15 protein-coding genes are annotated in these 16,054 nt (G+C 69.2%); 8 read left to right on the plus strand and 7 right to left on the minus strand.

Going from position 1 to position 16,054, the window contains the following annotated elements:
- On the minus strand, positions 1-668 hold a 668-nt coding region (locus tag G3N61_RS21825; protein WP_205823548.1), incomplete at its 3' end, for a 4'-phosphopantetheinyl transferase superfamily protein.
- Positions 669-821: 153 nt separating this feature from the next.
- A complete protein-coding gene (locus tag G3N61_RS21830) occupies positions 822-1,862 on the minus strand; it encodes an alpha/beta fold hydrolase (RefSeq protein ID WP_205823549.1) in 1,041 nt (346 codons plus the stop codon).
- 210 nt (positions 1,863-2,072) lie between these two features.
- Between G3N61_RS21830 and G3N61_RS21835 the strand changes: the two genes are divergently transcribed.
- From G3N61_RS21835 to G3N61_RS40100, 3 genes are all read left to right on the plus strand, one after another.
- A complete protein-coding gene (locus tag G3N61_RS21835; protein WP_205823550.1) occupies positions 2,073-3,014 on the plus strand; it encodes a LysR substrate-binding domain-containing protein in 942 nt (313 codons plus the stop codon).
- Between the two features lie 186 nt (positions 3,015-3,200).
- The gene (locus tag G3N61_RS21840; protein ID WP_241017849.1) at positions 3,201-4,430 is read left to right on the plus strand and encodes an MFS transporter; all 1,230 of its coding nucleotides are present in this window, start codon (positions 3,201-3,203) and stop codon (positions 4,428-4,430) included.
- On the plus strand, positions 4,421-4,543 hold the full coding sequence (locus tag G3N61_RS40100) for a hypothetical protein (RefSeq protein ID WP_041492896.1): 123 nt from the start codon (positions 4,421-4,423) through the stop codon (positions 4,541-4,543). Before G3N61_RS21840 ends, G3N61_RS40100 begins: the two co-directional genes overlap by 10 nt.
- A gap of 22 nt (positions 4,544-4,565) precedes the next feature.
- Here the strand turns inward: G3N61_RS40100 and G3N61_RS21845 are convergent, their stop codons facing one another.
- Complete coding sequence (locus G3N61_RS21845) at positions 4,566-6,044, minus strand: deoxyribodipyrimidine photo-lyase (RefSeq protein WP_205823575.1); 1,479 nt, start codon at positions 6,042-6,044, stop codon at positions 4,566-4,568.
- A 349-nt stretch (positions 6,045-6,393) separates the two neighbouring features.
- Between G3N61_RS21845 and G3N61_RS21850 the strand changes: the two genes are divergently transcribed.
- Together G3N61_RS21850 and G3N61_RS21855 are read left to right on the plus strand one after the other, a co-directional pair.
- Positions 6,394-6,873 carry an SRPBCC domain-containing protein gene (locus tag G3N61_RS21850; RefSeq protein ID WP_089451029.1) on the plus strand — a complete coding sequence of 160 codons (480 nt, stop codon included), beginning with the start codon at positions 6,394-6,396 and terminating at the stop codon, positions 6,871-6,873.
- A 13-nt stretch (positions 6,874-6,886) separates the two neighbouring features.
- Positions 6,887-7,339 carry a nuclear transport factor 2 family protein gene (locus G3N61_RS21855; RefSeq protein WP_205823551.1) on the plus strand — a complete coding sequence of 151 codons (453 nt, stop codon included), beginning with the start codon at positions 6,887-6,889 and terminating at the stop codon, positions 7,337-7,339.
- Between the two features lie 65 nt (positions 7,340-7,404).
- Here G3N61_RS21855 and G3N61_RS21860 read toward each other — a convergent pair whose 3' ends face one another.
- Genes G3N61_RS21860 through G3N61_RS21875 form a run of 4 tightly spaced genes read right to left on the minus strand, consistent with a single transcriptional unit; the run spans position 7,405 to position 11,535 of the window.
- Complete coding sequence (locus G3N61_RS21860; RefSeq protein ID WP_205823552.1) at positions 7,405-8,385, minus strand: acetyltransferase; 981 nt, start codon at positions 8,383-8,385, stop codon at positions 7,405-7,407.
- A 17-nt stretch (positions 8,386-8,402) separates the two neighbouring features.
- The gene (locus tag G3N61_RS21865; RefSeq protein WP_205823553.1) at positions 8,403-9,194 is read right to left on the minus strand and encodes an SDR family oxidoreductase; all 792 of its coding nucleotides are present in this window, start codon (positions 9,192-9,194) and stop codon (positions 8,403-8,405) included.
- 41 nt (positions 9,195-9,235) lie between these two features.
- Positions 9,236-10,429 (minus strand): sulfotransferase, encoded by a 1,194-nt coding sequence (locus G3N61_RS21870; RefSeq protein ID WP_205823554.1) that lies wholly within the window; start codon positions 10,427-10,429, stop codon positions 9,236-9,238.
- Positions 10,426-11,535, minus strand: a complete 1,110-nt coding sequence (locus tag G3N61_RS21875; protein WP_205823555.1) for a DUF1214 domain-containing protein — start codon at positions 11,533-11,535, stop codon at positions 10,426-10,428. Before G3N61_RS21875 ends, G3N61_RS21870 begins: the two co-directional genes overlap by 4 nt.
- Before the next feature lie 214 nt (positions 11,536-11,749).
- Between G3N61_RS21875 and cysD the strand changes: the two genes are divergently transcribed.
- The 3 genes from cysD to G3N61_RS21890 all read left to right on the plus strand — a co-directional run bounded on the left by cysD (position 11,750) and on the right by G3N61_RS21890 (position 15,885).
- On the plus strand, positions 11,750-12,646 hold the full coding sequence (cysD, locus tag G3N61_RS21880) for a sulfate adenylyltransferase subunit CysD (RefSeq protein ID WP_205823556.1): 897 nt from the start codon (positions 11,750-11,752) through the stop codon (positions 12,644-12,646).
- Positions 12,646-14,568, plus strand: a complete 1,923-nt coding sequence (gene cysN / locus G3N61_RS21885; protein WP_205823557.1) for a sulfate adenylyltransferase subunit CysN — start codon at positions 12,646-12,648, stop codon at positions 14,566-14,568. The genes cysD and cysN overlap by 1 nt, the downstream gene beginning before the upstream one ends.
- A gap of 129 nt (positions 14,569-14,697) precedes the next feature.
- Complete coding sequence (locus G3N61_RS21890; protein ID WP_089450915.1) at positions 14,698-15,885, plus strand: helix-turn-helix transcriptional regulator; 1,188 nt, start codon at positions 14,698-14,700, stop codon at positions 15,883-15,885.
- The last annotated feature ends 169 nt before the right edge of the window (positions 15,886-16,054 follow it).

A 16,054-nucleotide genomic window follows, 5' to 3' on the forward strand; every position in this document is an offset into this window, starting at 1 on the left:
GCGGCTGGCTCGACGACCGTCGTCGCGGGCGTCGCGCCGTCGCGCGGCGGCACGACCGCGAACGCGCGCAGCCCGCCGACGATGCCCGTGCCGAGCGCCTTGAGTAGTGCCTCCTTCGCACACCAGACGCGCATGAATTCGCCGGCGCGCGCGGCAAGCGGCACGCTGTCGAGATAGGCGGCCTCGGCGGGCGCGCAGACTTCGCGCGTCAGCGCACGCCAGTCGGCCGCACGATTGCAGCACTCGATATCGACGCCGACGCGGCCCGCGGGTGCCCACGCAAGCAGCGCATGGTCGCCCGCATGCGACACGTTGAAGTCGAGCGATGCGCGATGCGTGCCGTCGAGCGACGGCCGCCCCGATGCGTCGACGACGATCGCCACCGCCTGCGGCGCGATGCCGAGGGCCGTACCAAGCACGTCGCGCAGCGCGGCACGCGTCGCGGCGCTGCGCACCGCATCCTCATGCCGCATGAAGCGCGCCGCCCGCGCGCGCTCGTCATCGCTGAGTGCCGCATACGCGGGCGACGCAAGCGGTACGCGCCAGTCGAAATCGACACGCACGATCCGCACGCCGGCGCGGGACGCGGCGGACGGCACGTCAAGTTCGTGCACGCTCCAGGCGCGAGGTGTTTCGGATGGGGAAGCAGAATCGGACGGGACGAGCATCGACGGGCGGCGGCGTGTGGAACGAAACGTCCGATGTTAATCGATCGGTCGGTGCGGCGAGCCGTTGCGGCCCGCCGGCGTCAACGCCGGCACCGTGGGCCGCGCTGGCACGTGTGATCCCGGCCTGCGCCTGCGTGGCGTGGCCCCACCCCGTCACCCGTTCGCGACGACGCCCGGCACACCGCCGCCCGTTCCACGCCCGCGCGATGCCGGGTGAAGCGCATGCACTTTGCCCGCCGAGTCGGCCGGCAGCACACCGTGCTGCAGCCAGTACAGCGCAAGCGGCCACAGCGTATCGGTGAAGCGGCTGTGGAAAAACGCGAAATGGCCGATCGCATCGACGCCGATGTCGGCCGGCGCGATTCGCAGGTGCGTGACGTCGCTGCCCGTGTAGTAGCCGACCAGCCGCTCGATCGCCTCGACCGTGCCGAACCCGTCGTCGTCGAGACCGATCGCGAGCATCGGCGCGGACAGCCCCGCGAAGCGGGCGGGCAACGCGGCGCGGCTCGCGGCGGGTTCGGCGAGCGGGCCGCGCGTATAGCCCTCCTCGAAGCGCGCCTGCGAGCGCACCCATGACAACGCGACGCCACGCGGCGTGTCCTCCATCCAGCCGAGCCGCTTCGCGGGCACGTAGCCGAACACGGCCGCGAGCACCGGCATCGCGACGTGCCACTTCCACCACATGCGCCGCCGTTCGGCCGGCAGGTAATCGCGCCAGTACGCATACTGCGCGCCGACCGTCACCGCATGCCGCACGTGCACGTTCGATGCCGCGAGCCCGAGCGCGAACCCGCCGATGCTGTGCGCGACGACGTCGATCGGCTGGCCCGGAAACGTGTCGCGTGCGTATTGCAGCGCGGCTTCGCAATCGAGCCGCCCCCAGTCGAGCCAGTTCGCGCGCAGCTTCGCGAGCTGCGCCGGGCGCGACCCGCCGATGCCGCGATAGTCGTAGACGAGCACGTCGCGCCCCTGCGCGAACAGCCAGGCCGCGAAACGAAAGTAGTAGTCGCAACGTACCGACGTCGCGCAATTGATGACCGTCACGGGCCGCGCGACACTGCCGCCGCGATGGCGCCAGACATGGCCGCGCAATGCATAGCCGTCGGCGGCGCGCAGCGTCACGGGCTCGGGCGGCAGTGCGTCCGCCGTGCGGGTGCGCTGCTTCATCTCGCTGCCTTCGTTCGAAATCGTCATCGTGTCTCCGGTCCCATGCTTCAGGGTCGTGCCGAATTGGTGCCTCAGTGCCTGCTCATGCCCATGCCCATGCTTCGCAGCCGGCCGGGGCGTCAACGCACGTGCATCTGCTCCCGCGCCATCCTTCGCTGCCCGCACCAGCCTCCATTGAACTTGACGCGCCCCGCGTTCTCAACCAATCTTGCTGCTCCGTTCGCATGAGTCACGCGCATGTCAACGCCGCTCGTCCGCCTCCCCTCCCTCGACCTCGTCCGCGGTTTCGTCGCCGTCGGCCGCCGCATGAGCATCACGCTCGCCGCGCAGGACCTGTGCGTCACGCAATCGGCGGTCAGCCGCCAGGTACACGCGCTCGAAGCGCATCTCGGCGTCGCCTTGCTGCAGCGCGGCTACCGGAAGATTGCGTTCACGCCGGAAGGCGAGCGGCTGTTTCGCGTCGCGGATGCGGCACTGCACAGCCTGCAGGACACCGTCGCGTCACTCGCCGCCGCGCGCGAGCGTCAGCCGGTCACGATCACCGCGAGCATCGGCGTCACCGCGCTATGGCTGCTGCCGCGGCTCGGGCGGCTGCAGGCGCGCCTGCCGGAGATCGACCTGCGCGTCGCCGCGAACGACAAGGTACTCGATTTGCGCGCCGAAGGCATCGACCTCGGCATCCGCTATTGTCCGCGCGACCGCGCGCCGGCCGGCGCGCTGCGCCTGTTCGACGAAATCGTCGTGCCGGTCGCGCACCCCGCGCTCGCCGCACGGCCCGTCACGAACGCGGCCGCAATCGCCGACCACGTGCTGCTCGAATTCGACGGGCCGCCGCAGCCGCAATTGCAGTGGCGCGCGCACCTGCACGCGGCCGGGCTCGGCGACGCGCGCCCGAAAGGCGTGCTGCGTTTCAACCAGTACGACCAGGTGATCCAGGCCGCGATCGCGGGCCAGGGTGTCGCGCTCGGCCGGCTCGCGCTCGTCGCGCCGATGCTCGCGGACGGCCGGCTCGCGGTGCTCGGGCCGCACACGCAGGCGCTGTCCGATGCGTACGGCTACTGGCTGTTCCAGCACGATCCGGCCCCGCGCCGCGAAGTCGCCGACGTCCGCGACTGGATGCTCGCCGAAGCGGCCGAATGCGATACCGCGATGCGTGTGCACGACACCGCATCGGCGTAAGCCGGCGCGGCGTTTGCGAACGATCCTGATCGATGCCGGGCGCTCCCGCCCCACTCCCTGCCCCCTCGTCGCATTCCCCGCACGCATGCCAACCTGACCGAATGATCGCTTGAGCGACGACGGGCCCGATCGTCTAATCGGATCGAGCGCGGCCGTCTTGCCGCGCGCCCTCATCCGGAGACACGCATGACCCCGATCGAACAGGAAGTCCGCCGCCGCTGGCTGCCCGTACTGGCCGGCGGCCTGATCATGGGCGCCGCGCTCGGCATCCGCCACGTGCAGGGCCTGTTCCTCGCGCCGGTATCGCTCGACCACGGCTGGTCGCGCGAAGCGTTCGGGCTCGCGCTTGCGCTGCAGAACCTGATCTGGGGCGTCGCGCAGCCGTTCACGGGCATGGTCGCCGATCGCTTCGGCTCGCTGCGCGTGATCGTCGCCGGGATGCTGCTGTATGCGGCCGGACTCGTCACGATGGCGCATGCGGCGACGACCGGCATGTTCACGGTCGGCGCCGGGCTCGTGATCGGCATCGCGTTGTCGGGCTCGGCGTTCGCTTCGATCTATGGCGCGCTGAGCCGCCTGTTTTCGCCCGACCGGCGCGGCTGGGCGCTCGGCGTCGCGGGCGCGATCGGCGGGCTCGGCCAGTTCTGCATGGTGCCCGTCGCCCAGACGCTGATCGGCGGCATCGGCTGGCGGCATGCGTTCATCGCGCTGGCGCTCGTCGCGGTGGTGCTCGCGCCGCTCGCCGTGCTGCTGCGCGACCGGCCCGCACAGGCTGCCGGCGCCGCCGGCCCCGACCAGTCGATCGGCGAAGCCGTGCGCGAGGCGTTCGCGCATCGCGGCTTCTGGCTGCTGAACGCGGGCTTCTTCGCGTGCGGCTTCCAGCTCGCCTTCATCGCGACGCATCTTCCCGCCTACCTGCTCGACCACGGGCTGCCGGCGCGCCACGCGAGCGTCGCGCTCGCGCTGATCGCACTGACCAACGTGGCCGGCACCTACGCGTGCGGCCATCTCGGCGGGCTGCTGCGGCGCAAGTACGTGCTGTCGGTGCTGTACCTCGTGCGTGCGCTCACGATGGCCGTGTTCGTCGCTGTGCCGCTGTCGCCCGCGAGCGTCTACGTGTTCGCGGCCGTGATGGGGTTCACGTGGCTCGGCACCGTGCCGCTGACGAACGGCGTGATCTCGCAGGTGTTCGGCGTGCGCTACATCGCGACGCTGTTCGGCTTCGTGTTCTTCGGGCACCAGCTCGGCAGCTTCTTCGGCGTCTGGCTCGGTGCGCTCGTGTACGACGCGACACATTCGTACATGCCGCTGTGGATCGGCTCGATCGCGCTCGGCGTGCTCGCGGCGTTGCTGCACCTGCCGATCAACGACGCGCGCGTCGCGCGTCCGGCGTCGGGCAACGCGGCATGGGCATGATCCGCGCGGCGCTGGCCGCCGGCACGCTCGCGTTCGTCGCGTGGTGCGGCGCAGCCTATTTCAGCTCGGGCGTCGCGTACGCCTTGCTCGAACACGTCGCGTTCTGCAATTGATGCTTCAACCCGGCGCGTGCGGTCAGCGGCGCTTAGGCAATGCAGCCAGCGCATCGAGCGCACGGGCGCGCGCGGCCGCATGTTCGACGAGCGGTTCCGGATAGTCGACGCCAAGCTGCACGCCAGCCGCGTCGAGTTCCAGCGGCGATGCTTCCCACGGCGCATGGATCGATGCGGTGTCGAGGCCGGCAAGCTCGGGCACCCAGCGCCGCACGTACGCACCGTCCGGATCGAACTTCTGCCCCTGCGCGACCGGATTGAAGATGCGGAAATACGGCGCGGCGTCGGCGCCGCAGCCGGCCACCCACTGCCAGCTCGCCGCGTTGTTCGCGGGATCGGCGTCGACCAGCGTGTCCCAGAACCATGCTTCGCCCGCACGCCAGTCGATCAGCAGATGCTTGATCAGGAACGACGCGACGACCATCCGCACGCGGTTGTGCATCCAGCCGGTCGTCCACAGTTCGCGCAGGCCCGCATCAACGAGCGGATAGCCGGTCAGCCCGCGCTGCCATGCGCGCAGCGCGGCGGGATCGTCGCGCCACGGCATCGCGTCGAACTGCGCGCGGAAGTTGTCGGTTGCCAACGCCGGGAAGTGATACAGCAGCGCGTAGCTGAATTCGCGCCAGCCGAGTTCGCTCAGGAATTTGTCAGCGCCTGCTGCGCACGCCGCGCCACCTGCGTTCGCGGCGCCCTGCACCGCATGCCACACCTGTCGCGGCGACACGTTGCCGAAGCGCAGGAACGGCGACAGCCGGCTCGTCGCGGGCCGGTCGGGGCAGTCGCGCGCATCCGCATAGCCGGCGAGCGAGGTCGTCAGGAATGCGTCGAGCCGTGCGTGCGCACCGGCTTCGTCGGGCACGGGCCACGCGTCGCGCAGGCCGCCGGCCCAATCGGGCGCGTGTGGCCGCAACGCGAGCGCGTCGAGTGCCAGCGCCCGGTCGCTCACGGTTTTCGGCCACGGATGAAACCCGATCCGGTCGGGTTCCGGCAGCGGCGCGGTGACCGTACGATCGCGTCGCGCCGCGCGCCAGTACGCGGTGAACACCTGGTACGGCGCGCCGCTGCCCGTCAGCACCTCCCACGGCTCGTTCAGCAGGCTGCCGTTGCTGCTCTCGACCGTGACGCCGCGCGCCTTGAGCGACGCCTTCAGCGCCGCATCGGCATCGCGCTGCGGTTGCGCATAGCGGCGGTTCCAGTACACGCCCGCCGCCCCCGTGTCGTGCACGACGCGCTCGATCTCGCGCTGCGCGTCGCCGCGCAACAGCAGCAGGCGTCCACCATGACGCGCCAGCGCCGCGTCGAGCCCGGCCAGCGATCCGTGCAGCCACCAGCGCGCCGCGCCGCCGAGCGCTCGCCCGGCGCCGTCGCCCGTGTCGTCGACGAATACACATACGAGCAGCCGGCCCGATGCCACCGCGCGCGTCAGCGCGGGCTGGTCGGTCACGCGCAGATCGTCGCGGAACCACACGATCGCGGGAGCAACGGACGGCTTGGCGGGCACGGGCACCTCGATGACGAAAGCGGGAAGAGACACGCATTGTCGCGGCTGCACGGCGTGGTGTCGACGTCCGACGCGCCGGCATGCCCATGCCGTCGACGGTCACCGCAGTCGCGCCACCCGCTGCCCCCGGTGAAACGCCTTAGTCCGTTCCGACGATTCTGCGCCGCGTGCGCCGGCCTACGCTCGATGTCGGGTGCGCCGCGCTGCGCGGCATGTGCGGGCCGCGAACGCCCCCGCACGCCCCGATCCGCACCCGTCACGCGCGCCGACCGATACCGGCGTGAATCCTTCCGACCGCCGCGACGTTTCCCGCCAGCCGGGTACGCGCGGCTTCATCCGATACGCCGCCATGACCAAACCCTCGAATCTCGTTACCTCGATCACCGTCGACATCGACGCGCCGGCCTCCGTCGTCTGGGAAGTGCTGACCGACTTCCCGCGCTACGGCGAATGGAACACGTTTTGCGTCGGCTTCGAAACGACCGGCAGGCTCGGCGATTTCGTGCACATGCACGTGCGCATTCCCGGCACGGAGACCGTGATTCCCGTCAGCGAGATCCTCGTTGCGTACGAACCCGAACGCCTGCTGTCGTGGGAGCAGCGCCCGACCGACGACAACAAGGACGCCGCGCGCCGCGACCAGTACATCGATGCGATCGGCGCGGAGCGCTGCCGCTATTTCACGACCGACCAGTTCCTCGGCATCAATGCGGACACGATCATGCAGCACCACGGTGCGTGGGTGAAACAGGGCTTCGACCAGTGCGCACGCGACGTGAAGCAGCGCGCCGAAGCGCTCCATGCGGCACGCCGGCGCAACAGCGCGTGACCGGGAGCCGTCGATGCCCGATCTGCAAACGCTGTCCGACCATCACGATATCCGCGAGCTGGTCGTCGCGTATTCGAGCGCGATCGACACGCGCGACTTCGACGCGCTCGACGCGGTGTTCACACCCGATGCGGCAATCGACTATCGCGCGATGGGCGGCATCGCCGGCCGCTATCCGGAGGTGAAGGCGTGGCTGCGCACCGTGCTGCCGCAGTTTCCGCAGTACCAGCACCTGGTCGGCAACCTGTCGATCCGGCTCGACGGCGATACCGCGCGCGGCCGCACGATCTGCTTCAATCCGATGGAGGTCGTGCTGCCGGACGGCGGCACGCAGGTGATGTTTCTCGGGCTGTGGTACGTCGACCGGTTCATGCGCACCGCGCAGGGCTGGCGCATCGCCGAGCGCGTCGAGGAGCGCTGCTACGGTCACAACGTGCCGGCCGCGCTCGCGGGCGCGACCGGTTGATCCATTCGCGATGCGCGCACCATGCGATAGCTGCACGGCGCACGCATCTCGGACCATCGCTTCAATCAATCGAGCCGGAACGCCGCCTCGAATCGCTCGGCGAACGCGTCGAACTCGGCTTCCGGCAGATGGTTGATGCCGCCCGCGCGCTTGCGCCCGCCGCCGGTCGGAAAGCCTCGACAGAACTCGTCGGCGCCGAGCGGCCGGCCATCGGGCACGCGCACGCTGACGACGAGGCCACCGTCCGCGCGCGGCGACAGCACCGCGAGCGCCGCATCCGGCGCGTTGCGCATCCGCTCGTTCGCGAGCATGCCGGTCGCGCGCCGCGCCCACGGATGATCAGGCATCCGGACCAGTGTCGCACCCGGCACCTCGCGCAGCGGCGCGAGCGCGCACGCATGCGCCATGTCGTCGCGGTAGCCGTCGCGCAGCGCGGCGAACACGGCCGTCTCGCGCACGAAATCGAGCGGATCGACGCAGGGCAGCATCGCATCGGCGAGCGCCGCCGGGTCGAAATGCAGATCGCCGACACACTCGCCGTATGCGTTGTAGTTCAGGTAGAGCCCGAGTTCGGCGAGCGTGTCGCGTTCCGCCTCGTCGATCCCATGTTCGCGCGCGAGCGCATTGCCAAGCGCCGGCAGTTCGTCGCCGAATGCCGCGACGATCGCCCAGCGCACGTGCCGCCCGCCAAGATACCGGTTCACGATCGCGCTCGTGCAGACGTCGGCCGCCGTGTCGATATGCGCGGCGAAGCGCGGATCGTCGGGCAGCTCGCCCGCGAAGTGATGGTCGAAATAGCGGACCGTCGCGCCGTCGCCCAGCAGCCGCGCGCACGCATCGCGATTCTGGTCGTGCGACACGTCGAGCACCGTGACGAGGTCGCCCGCCCGCGCGCTGATCCGCTCGAGCAGCCTGATGTCGCGTTTCACACCGGTCACGAGCGTGCCGCGCACGCGCTCCGCGAGCCGCAGTTGCTGAAGCGCGCACAGCCCGTCCGCATCGCCGTTGAACGCAAAGAAATGTCGTACTTCGTGGTGGTCCTGCATGATTCTTTGCTCCATCGTCAGGGCATGAAATCGCCGCCGTTTGCGTCGAGCGTCGCGCCCGTCACCGCGTTCGCGTAGTCCGACGCAAGGAACAGCGCCGCGCGCGCGCAGTCGTCGTCGGTCGGCAGCTTCGCGAGCGCGATGTTCGACGCGATCGGCGCGATGATCTGCTCCTCCGTCAGCCCGTACTCGGCGGCCGCCTGCCGGAAATACGTCTGCGTCGGCACGCCCCACATCCACCCCATGTGGATACTGTTCGCGCGTATGCCGTGCACGCCGAGTTCGCGCGCCAGGTATTTTGCCGCAACCGCGAGCGCCCCCTTCGATACAGCGTAGCCGCCTTCCCCTGCAAATGGCTTGCGGGTCGCCTGCGTGTTGATCATCACGATCGCGCCGCGCTTCCGCCGCTTCATGTGCGGCACGACTTCCTGCGTGAGCGCCATCGTGCCGAACACGTTGGTGTCGAACACCGCGCGCCAGCCGTCGAGGTCGGCTTCCTCCACCGGCTCCGGAAACGTGCCGTGCACGAATGCGCTGTTCACGAGCGCATCGATCCGGCCGAAGCGCTCGACGGCCTGCGTCGCAAGCTGCCGGCATTGCGCGCGGTCGGTGATGTCGGTCTTCACCTTCAGCACGTCGCAATCGACGCCGAGCGCACGGATCCGCGTTTCGGCGTCGTCGAGCTTTTCCATCGTGCGCGCCGCGACGACCACGCCGCACGCCCCCTCGCGCGCGGCCTCGACGGCGAGCTTCACGCCGAGCCCCGGCCCGATCCCGGAAATCACGACGATCTTGTCCTTCAGCAACATGGCTTGTCTCCTGGTTATCGTTGGTCTCGCGAGCCCGGCCGTCAGCCGGCGGCCCGCAGGTGCCGCGCGCGATATGCGGCGAAATCGCGCGCCAGTTGCGCATCGGTGAAGCCGAAGCGCGCGATCGAATAGTCGTGCGCGGCACGCTTGTCGCGGCCGTTGCGCGCCATCCAGTCCGTCATCGCCGCGCGCTGCCGCGCATCGAGCGGCATGCCGGCAAAGGCGTACACGGCCTCGGCAACGCCGAGCGGATTCGACACCGTGTCCTCGAATCGCACGTCGAGGAACCGGTCGGCCGGCAGCGCATCGCGCGCAGCCATCGCCGCGCCGATCGCGCGCGCCATCCCCGCGTTCCACTGCGCGCCGACGGCGAGCGGATCGGGATCGTCCGCATACATCTGCCACAGCGTGTGCGCCATGCTCGCCATCGACGGAATCGTCTGCGCCGGATCGCGGTGCGTCAGCACGACCTGCGCGCGCGGAAACACGCGGCACAGCACGTCGAGCGCATGCAGGTGCTGTGGCGTCTTCAGCAGCCAGCGCGCGGCCGGCGCGACGCCGCGCTGCACCTTTTGCCACTGCAGGAACTGCAGCATCCGCTTCAGGTACGTGTAGACCGGCGTGAGATCCTGCTGCGCGAGCCACGCCGTATAGCGCGGCACGTTCGCGTACGAATCCATCGCACACACGAACGCGTGTTCCATCAGCATGAACTCCTCGTCCGCGAGCATCGCATCGAGCGGATGGATCGTCAGGATCTGCGGAATACAGTCGATCATCGTCGCGACCTCGGCCTGCGCGCGCGCGATGCGCACCGTCGGTTCGGCAAGCGTCTCGCCCGCGAGCGGCGCCGGGTAGCGGGTTTCCCACCACGCGGCCGTGTGGAAGCGCGGGTCGACGGCCAGCAGGCGCTGCAGCAGCGTGGTGCCGGTGCGCGGCAGGCCGACGATCACGAGCGGATCGTCGATCACGATCTCCTCGATTTCCGGATGACGCCGGAAGTAATCCTCGATAACGAGCCGGTTCACGAGCTGGCCGACGAGCTTCTCGCGCATCATCTCCGCGCCGCGCGCGGACAGGTTCGCTTCGTCGATCAGCGACGCGCACATCACGTCGAGCGCTTCGCGATACGGCCCGTCACCGAACGCGGTGAGCCCGCCCGTACGCGACACGGCTTCGGCGATCAACCCGTCGGCTGCAAGCAGCGTGCGGATCCGGTCAAGCGGCGCATTCATGCGGCCTCCTTCAGCGTCGCGAGCTTCACCACCCGCGTGCGCGGATGCACCGGCTGCGCGGCCCCGACCCAGCGCCAGCAGATCGTGCCGGTGCGATGCCCGGCCGTGTCGAGCCAGTTCGCGTCGCCCGGCTGCGCGGCCGCGACCACCACCGTTACGCCGCCGACCGCATTCAGCCGTGCGCTGTGCTTGTTCACGCAGATATCGAAGTGCCGGTAATCGAGCGACTCCATCCAGTAGTTGTTGAGCTGCACGTTCCAGAAGTCGCAGTCGGGCACCGTGTCGACGTCGATCACGAGCGCTTCGTCGTCGGCCAGCGACCAGCACGAGTGGTAGTAGTAGATGTTCGGATCACCGCCGACCGACTGGCACAGCGCCTGGTCGGCGGGCGGCAGCGCATTCACGTGCGACCGGTAGCTCGCGGCCCAGTCCGCGAACAGCTTCGCGGTCTGCTCGACGAACTGCGCGGCGCGCGTGAAGCCGCCTTGCAGCACGAGCGGATCGAGCGGCGCCGGGCGATCGCCGGCACCGATACGTTCGATCTTCAACTGCGCCGGCGTTTCCGCACGACGGTCGAGGAAGGTCTGGCGCACCAGTAACGCGTTGGTGCCGGGCTCCATGCGCACCCAGTTGCCCGCGCGCGGCGTTTCGCTCAAGACGATCTCGAAGCTGCCGTCCGGCGCGATCTCGAGCTGCTTCGCATCGAGAAAGCCCGTCTGCAGCATCTTGCCGTCGGTCTCGTAGCCGCCCTTCTGCGTGCCGAAGCTCAGGTACGCGACCGTGCCGCGCCGCCCCGTCACGCGGTATTCGCAACGGCCGTCGAGACGCGCGTACTGGTACAGGTTGTCGGGATTGTCGGCGCCGATCTTCGCGGTCTCGTGCGACGGCGAGAAAAATCCGGGCCACGCGCCGTCCGCGAACTCGACGTGCATTTCGAGCGCGATGCGCATCAGCCGGCTCAGGTAGCGGAATCCTTCCGCGCGCGTCAGCGGATCGTCCGGCGCCTCGGCGCGCAGGATCTGTTGTCCGCTGCGTTTCAGGGTGTCGCAGAAATCGGCCCAGGTCTGGCCCGAAAGCAATTGCGTGGCACGTGTGTCGTCCGTCATGTGTCGTCTCCGCCGATGGTCGAGCGTTCACCTTAAGCGCCACCGCCGCGCGCCACTTCGTCCGGGTGGACTAAGGAAAGATCCGCGCCACCGCCGTGCCGCGGTTTAGTCCACCCGGACGAAGAGCGGCATGCCGCTCGCTCGATACCGTCGGTGTCATGCACGAGACGCCGCACATGTCGCGCGGCACCGGCATGAAACAAGGAGACGAACGATGTTGACCCACTTGGAGCGACTGGAGGCCGAAAGCATCCACATCATGCGCGAGGTGGTCGCGGAGAGCGAGAACCCGGTGATGCTGTATTCGATCGGCAAGGACAGCTCGGTCATGCTGCATCTCGCGATGAAGGCGTTCTACCCGGCGAAGCCGCCCTTTCCGCTGCTGCACGTCGATACGACGTGGAAATTCCGCGAGATGATCGCGTTTCGCGACGAGACCGCCGCGCGCCTCGGCCTCGACCTGCGCGTGCACATCAACCCCGACGGCGTCGCGAACGACATCGATCCGTTCACGCACGGCTCGGCCGTGCACACCGACGTGTGGAAGACCCAGGGGCTCAAGCAGGCGCTCGACCACTACGGCTTCGACGCCGCGTTCGGCGGCGCCCGCCGCGACGAGGAGAAATCGCGCGCGAAGGAGCGCATCGTGTCGCTGCGTTCGGAACAGCACCGCTGGGACCCGAAGCGCCAGCGCCCCGAACTCTGGTCGCTGTACAACGCGCGCAAGCGCAAGGGCGAAAGCCTGCGCGTGTTCCCGATCTCGAACTGGACCGAGCTCGACATCTGGCAGTACATCCAGCTTCACGACATCCCGATCGTGCCGCTCTACTTCGCGAAGGAACGGCCCGTGGTCGAACGCGACGGCGCGCTGATCATGGTCGATGACGAACGCCTGCCGCTGCGCGAAGGCGAAGTGCCGCAGATACGCAAGGTGCGGTGTCGCACGCTCGGCTGCTATCCGCTGACGGGCGCGATCGACAGCGACGCGACGTCGCTCGACGACATCCTGCAGGAGATGCGCGAGACGCGCACGTCCGAACGGCAAGGACGACTGATCGACAGCGATTCGGCCGGTTCGATGGAAAAGAAGAAACAGGAGGGCTATTTCTGATGACACACGTTCTCACCGCGCCCAACACGCTCGCGCGCCACGCACCCGATTCACGCGCTGCCGACGATATGCACGCGCAAACCCAGGATCTGCTGCGCTTCATCACGTGCGGCAGCGTCGACGACGGCAAGAGCACACTGATCGGCCGCCTGCTCTACGAATCGAACATGCTGTTCGACGACCAGCTCACGCAGCTCGAAGCCGATTCGAAGAAGGTCGGCACGCAGGGCGGCGAACTCGATTTCGCGCTGCTCGTCGACGGCCTGTCGGCCGAGCGCGAGCAAGGGATCACGATCGACGTCGCGTACCGCTTCTTCGCGACCGCGCGACGCAAGTTCATCGTCGCCGACACGCCCGGCCACGAACAATACACACGCAACATGATCACCGGCGCGTCGACCGCCGACCTCGCCGTGATCCTGATCGACGCGCGCAAGGGCCTGCTCACGCAGACGCGCCGCCACAGCCACCTCGTCGCACTGATCGGCATCAAGCGCGTCGTGCTCGCGATCAACAAGATGGACCTGGTCGACTACGACCGCGCCGTATTCGAGCGCATCGCCGCCGACTACCGCGCGTTCGCGGCCGAGCTCGGGCTGGCGGAGATCGTCAGCATCCCGATGTCGGCGCTGCGCGGCGACAACGTGATCGTGCCGAGCGCGCGGATGCCGTGGTATGCGGGCCCGACGCTGATGCAGCATCTCGACACGCTGCCGCTCGCCGCGCGCGTCACACGGGACGAACCGTTCCGGCTGCCGGTGCAGTGGGTCAACCGCCCGCACCTGAATTTCCGCGGCTACGCAGGCAGCATCGCGTCGGGCGAGATCCGTGTCGGCGAACGCGTGCGCGTGCTGCCGTCCGGCAAGGAGAGCCGCGTCGCGTCGGTGATCACGCAAGGCGGCGAAAGCGACATCGCGCGCGCCGGCGACGCGGTGACGCTCACGCTCGCCGACGAGATCGACATCAGCCGCGGCGACATGATCGCGCGCGCGGATGCGCCGCCCGAGGTGGCCGACCAGTTCGAGGCGACCCTCGTCTGGATGCACGACGAGCCGCTGCTGCCCGGCCGCCCGTATCTCGTGAAACTCGGCACGCAGACGGTCGGCGCGACCTGCGCGACGCCGAAGTACAAGATCGACGTGAACACGCGCGAGCATCTCGCGGCGCGCACGCTCGCGCTCAACGAGATCGGCGTGTGCAACCTGAGCTTCGACCGCCCCGTCGCATTCGATCCGTACGACCGCAACCGCCACACGGGCGGCTTCATCGTGATCGACCGTTTCACCAACGACACGGTCGGCGCCGGGATGCTGCACTTCGCGCTGCGCCGCGCGCACAACGTGCACTGGCAGGCCGTCGACGTCGACCGCGCCGCGCGTGCCGCGCAGAAGGCGCAGACGCCGCGCATCGTGTGGCTGACGGGGCTGTCCGGCGCCGGCAAGTCGACCATCGCGAACCTCGTCGAGAAGCGGCTGCACGCGCTCGGCAAGCACACGTACCTGCTCGACGGCGACAACGTGCGGCACGGGCTCAATCGCGATCTCGGCTTCACCGAGGCCGATCGCGTGGAGAACATCCGGCGCGTCGCCGAAGTCGCGCGGCTGATGCTCGACGCGGGGCTCATCACGCTCGTGTCGTTCATCTCGCCGTTCCGCGCGGAACGCGACATGGCGCGCGCGATGGTCGGCCCCGACGAGTTCGTCGAGGTGTTCGTCGACACGCCGCTCGCGGTCGCCGAGCAGCGCGATCCGAAGGGGCTGTACCGGAAGGCACGGCGCGGCGAGCTGAAGCACTTCACCGGCATCGATTCGCCGTACGAGCCGCCCGCGCAGCCCGAGCTGCGCGTCGACACGGTCGCCGAATCGCCTGAAGAAGCGGCCGACCGTATCGTCGCGTACCTGCTGCGCGAACGCGCGGCGTAAGCACCGCCAGCGGGCAGCCCGGCGGCTGCCCGCCTGCCCGCGCCGCCTACTCCGTTCGGATGACGCGGGCCGCCAGCCGGCCGGTATGCTGGTCCGGGAATCCTTCATCCCGACCAGGAGAACACGAGCATGTCCATCGCGCTGGCGCCCGGCGACCCGGCCGCGCACGACGGTTTCGACGACGCGGCATGGACGGCGCGCGAACTCAGCGCGTGGCTCGGGCTCGTCTATCAGGGCCCGTCGGAAGCGACCCCGTGGGCCGGCTTCCTCGAAGCGGTCCGCGCGCGGCTCGACGCGAGCTTCACGACGCTCGTGCTGCGCAATCCGGGCGGCGCACGGCACGGCCTCATCATCAACGCATCGGCACACGGCCCGCTGCTGCCTGGCGAGCCGTCGTACAGCGAGCAGTTCTATGCGCTGTGCCCGTTTCTCGACCAGCCGCCCGGCCAGGTCTTCACGGCCGACCGGCTGTTCGGCGAAACCGCGTGGCGCGCGCACGATTTCTATCGGCAGTACCTGCAACCGCTCGACCTGCGCTACATCCTCGGCGCGAACCTGCGCGGCGAACGCGGCGTCGAATGCGCGTTCTTCGTGAGCCGCGCGCACGGCGGCCGCGATTTCGACGCGGCCGAGCGCGCACAGATCGCGACGCTGCTGCCGCACCTGCAGCGGGCGGTCGAACTACATGCGGCGTTCGACGTGCTCGATGCCGAACGCGCGCTGTACGCGGGCACCGTCGACCGGCTCGACGTCGGCACCGCGATCGTCGACGAGGACGGCCGCGTGATCAAGCGCAACCGCATCGCCGAGCGGCTGATCGAGCAGCAGGACGGGCTGTGCATGCGCCAGGAGCGGCTCCATGCATCGTGCCCACTCGACGAGCGGCGGCTGCAGAAGGCGCTGCAGGCCGCGCTCGAGCATTTCCGCGCGGGCGCGCTCGCGCGCATCGAAGCCACCACGCTGTCGCGCCCCGGCGGCGCAATGCCGCTGAGCGTGCTGTTGCGCCCGCTCGCGCCCTACCGCGGCGCCGAGGACCGCCAGCACCGGCCGGCCGTCGCGGTGTTCGTCCGCGATCCGGCGTCGTCGCCGCAGACGTCGCGCGACATGCTGCACCGGCTGTTCCGGCTCACGCCGATGGAAACCGAAATCGCGCTGCTGCTCGTCGACGGGCTGACGCTCGACGAGGCCGCCGCCGCGACCGGCATCACGAAAAACACCGCGCGCGCGCACCTGCGCGGCATCTTCGCGAAAACGGGCGCGACGCGGCAGGCCGTGCTCGTGAAGACGCTGCTCAACAGCGTCGTGTCGATGGCGTAACGGCCGCGGCGGCGGGCGCCGGACGGCGCTGCCCGGTCGATGCACCGCGCGCACGGGTCGCGACCGGGTGTCCGGTGATCGGCGCATACTCATTTCATGTCATATGTCATCAGACATGATTGGATACCCAACCGATCTCGTGAAATTCCCCAATATCTGGGCAAATTTC

The sequence above is a fragment of the Burkholderia sp. Ac-20349 genome, assembly GCF_017104865.1.
GTDB classification, from domain to species: Bacteria; Pseudomonadota; Gammaproteobacteria; order Burkholderiales; family Burkholderiaceae; genus Burkholderia; species Burkholderia aenigmatica.

What these genes read in the sequence shown, in the direction of transcription:
- G3N61_RS21830 (WP_205823549.1), bottom strand. Translation starts at nt 1,862, where the DNA reads ATGACGATTTCGAACGAAGGCAGCGAGATGAAGCAGCGCACCCGCACG.
- G3N61_RS21835 (WP_205823550.1), top strand. Translation starts at nt 2,073, where the DNA reads ATGTCAACGCCGCTCGTCCGCCTCCCCTCCCTCGACCTCGTCCGCGGT.
- G3N61_RS21840 (WP_241017849.1), top strand. Translation starts at nt 3,201, where the DNA reads ATGACCCCGATCGAACAGGAAGTCCGCCGCCGCTGGCTGCCCGTACTG.
- G3N61_RS40100 (WP_041492896.1), top strand. Translation starts at nt 4,421, where the DNA reads ATGGGCATGATCCGCGCGGCGCTGGCCGCCGGCACGCTCGCGTTCGTC.
- G3N61_RS21850 (WP_089451029.1), top strand. Translation starts at nt 6,394, where the DNA reads ATGACCAAACCCTCGAATCTCGTTACCTCGATCACCGTCGACATCGAC.
- G3N61_RS21855 (WP_205823551.1), top strand. Translation starts at nt 6,887, where the DNA reads ATGCCCGATCTGCAAACGCTGTCCGACCATCACGATATCCGCGAGCTG.
- G3N61_RS21860 (WP_205823552.1), bottom strand. Translation starts at nt 8,385, where the DNA reads ATGCAGGACCACCACGAAGTACGACATTTCTTTGCGTTCAACGGCGAT.
- G3N61_RS21865 (WP_205823553.1), bottom strand. Translation starts at nt 9,194, where the DNA reads ATGTTGCTGAAGGACAAGATCGTCGTGATTTCCGGGATCGGGCCGGGG.
- G3N61_RS21870 (WP_205823554.1), bottom strand. Translation starts at nt 10,429, where the DNA reads ATGAATGCGCCGCTTGACCGGATCCGCACGCTGCTTGCAGCCGACGGG.
- G3N61_RS21875 (WP_205823555.1), bottom strand. Translation starts at nt 11,535, where the DNA reads ATGACGGACGACACACGTGCCACGCAATTGCTTTCGGGCCAGACCTGG.
- cysD (WP_205823556.1), top strand. Translation starts at nt 11,750, where the DNA reads ATGTTGACCCACTTGGAGCGACTGGAGGCCGAAAGCATCCACATCATG.
- cysN (WP_205823557.1), top strand. Translation starts at nt 12,646, where the DNA reads ATGACACACGTTCTCACCGCGCCCAACACGCTCGCGCGCCACGCACCC.
- G3N61_RS21890 (WP_089450915.1), top strand. Translation starts at nt 14,698, where the DNA reads ATGTCCATCGCGCTGGCGCCCGGCGACCCGGCCGCGCACGACGGTTTC.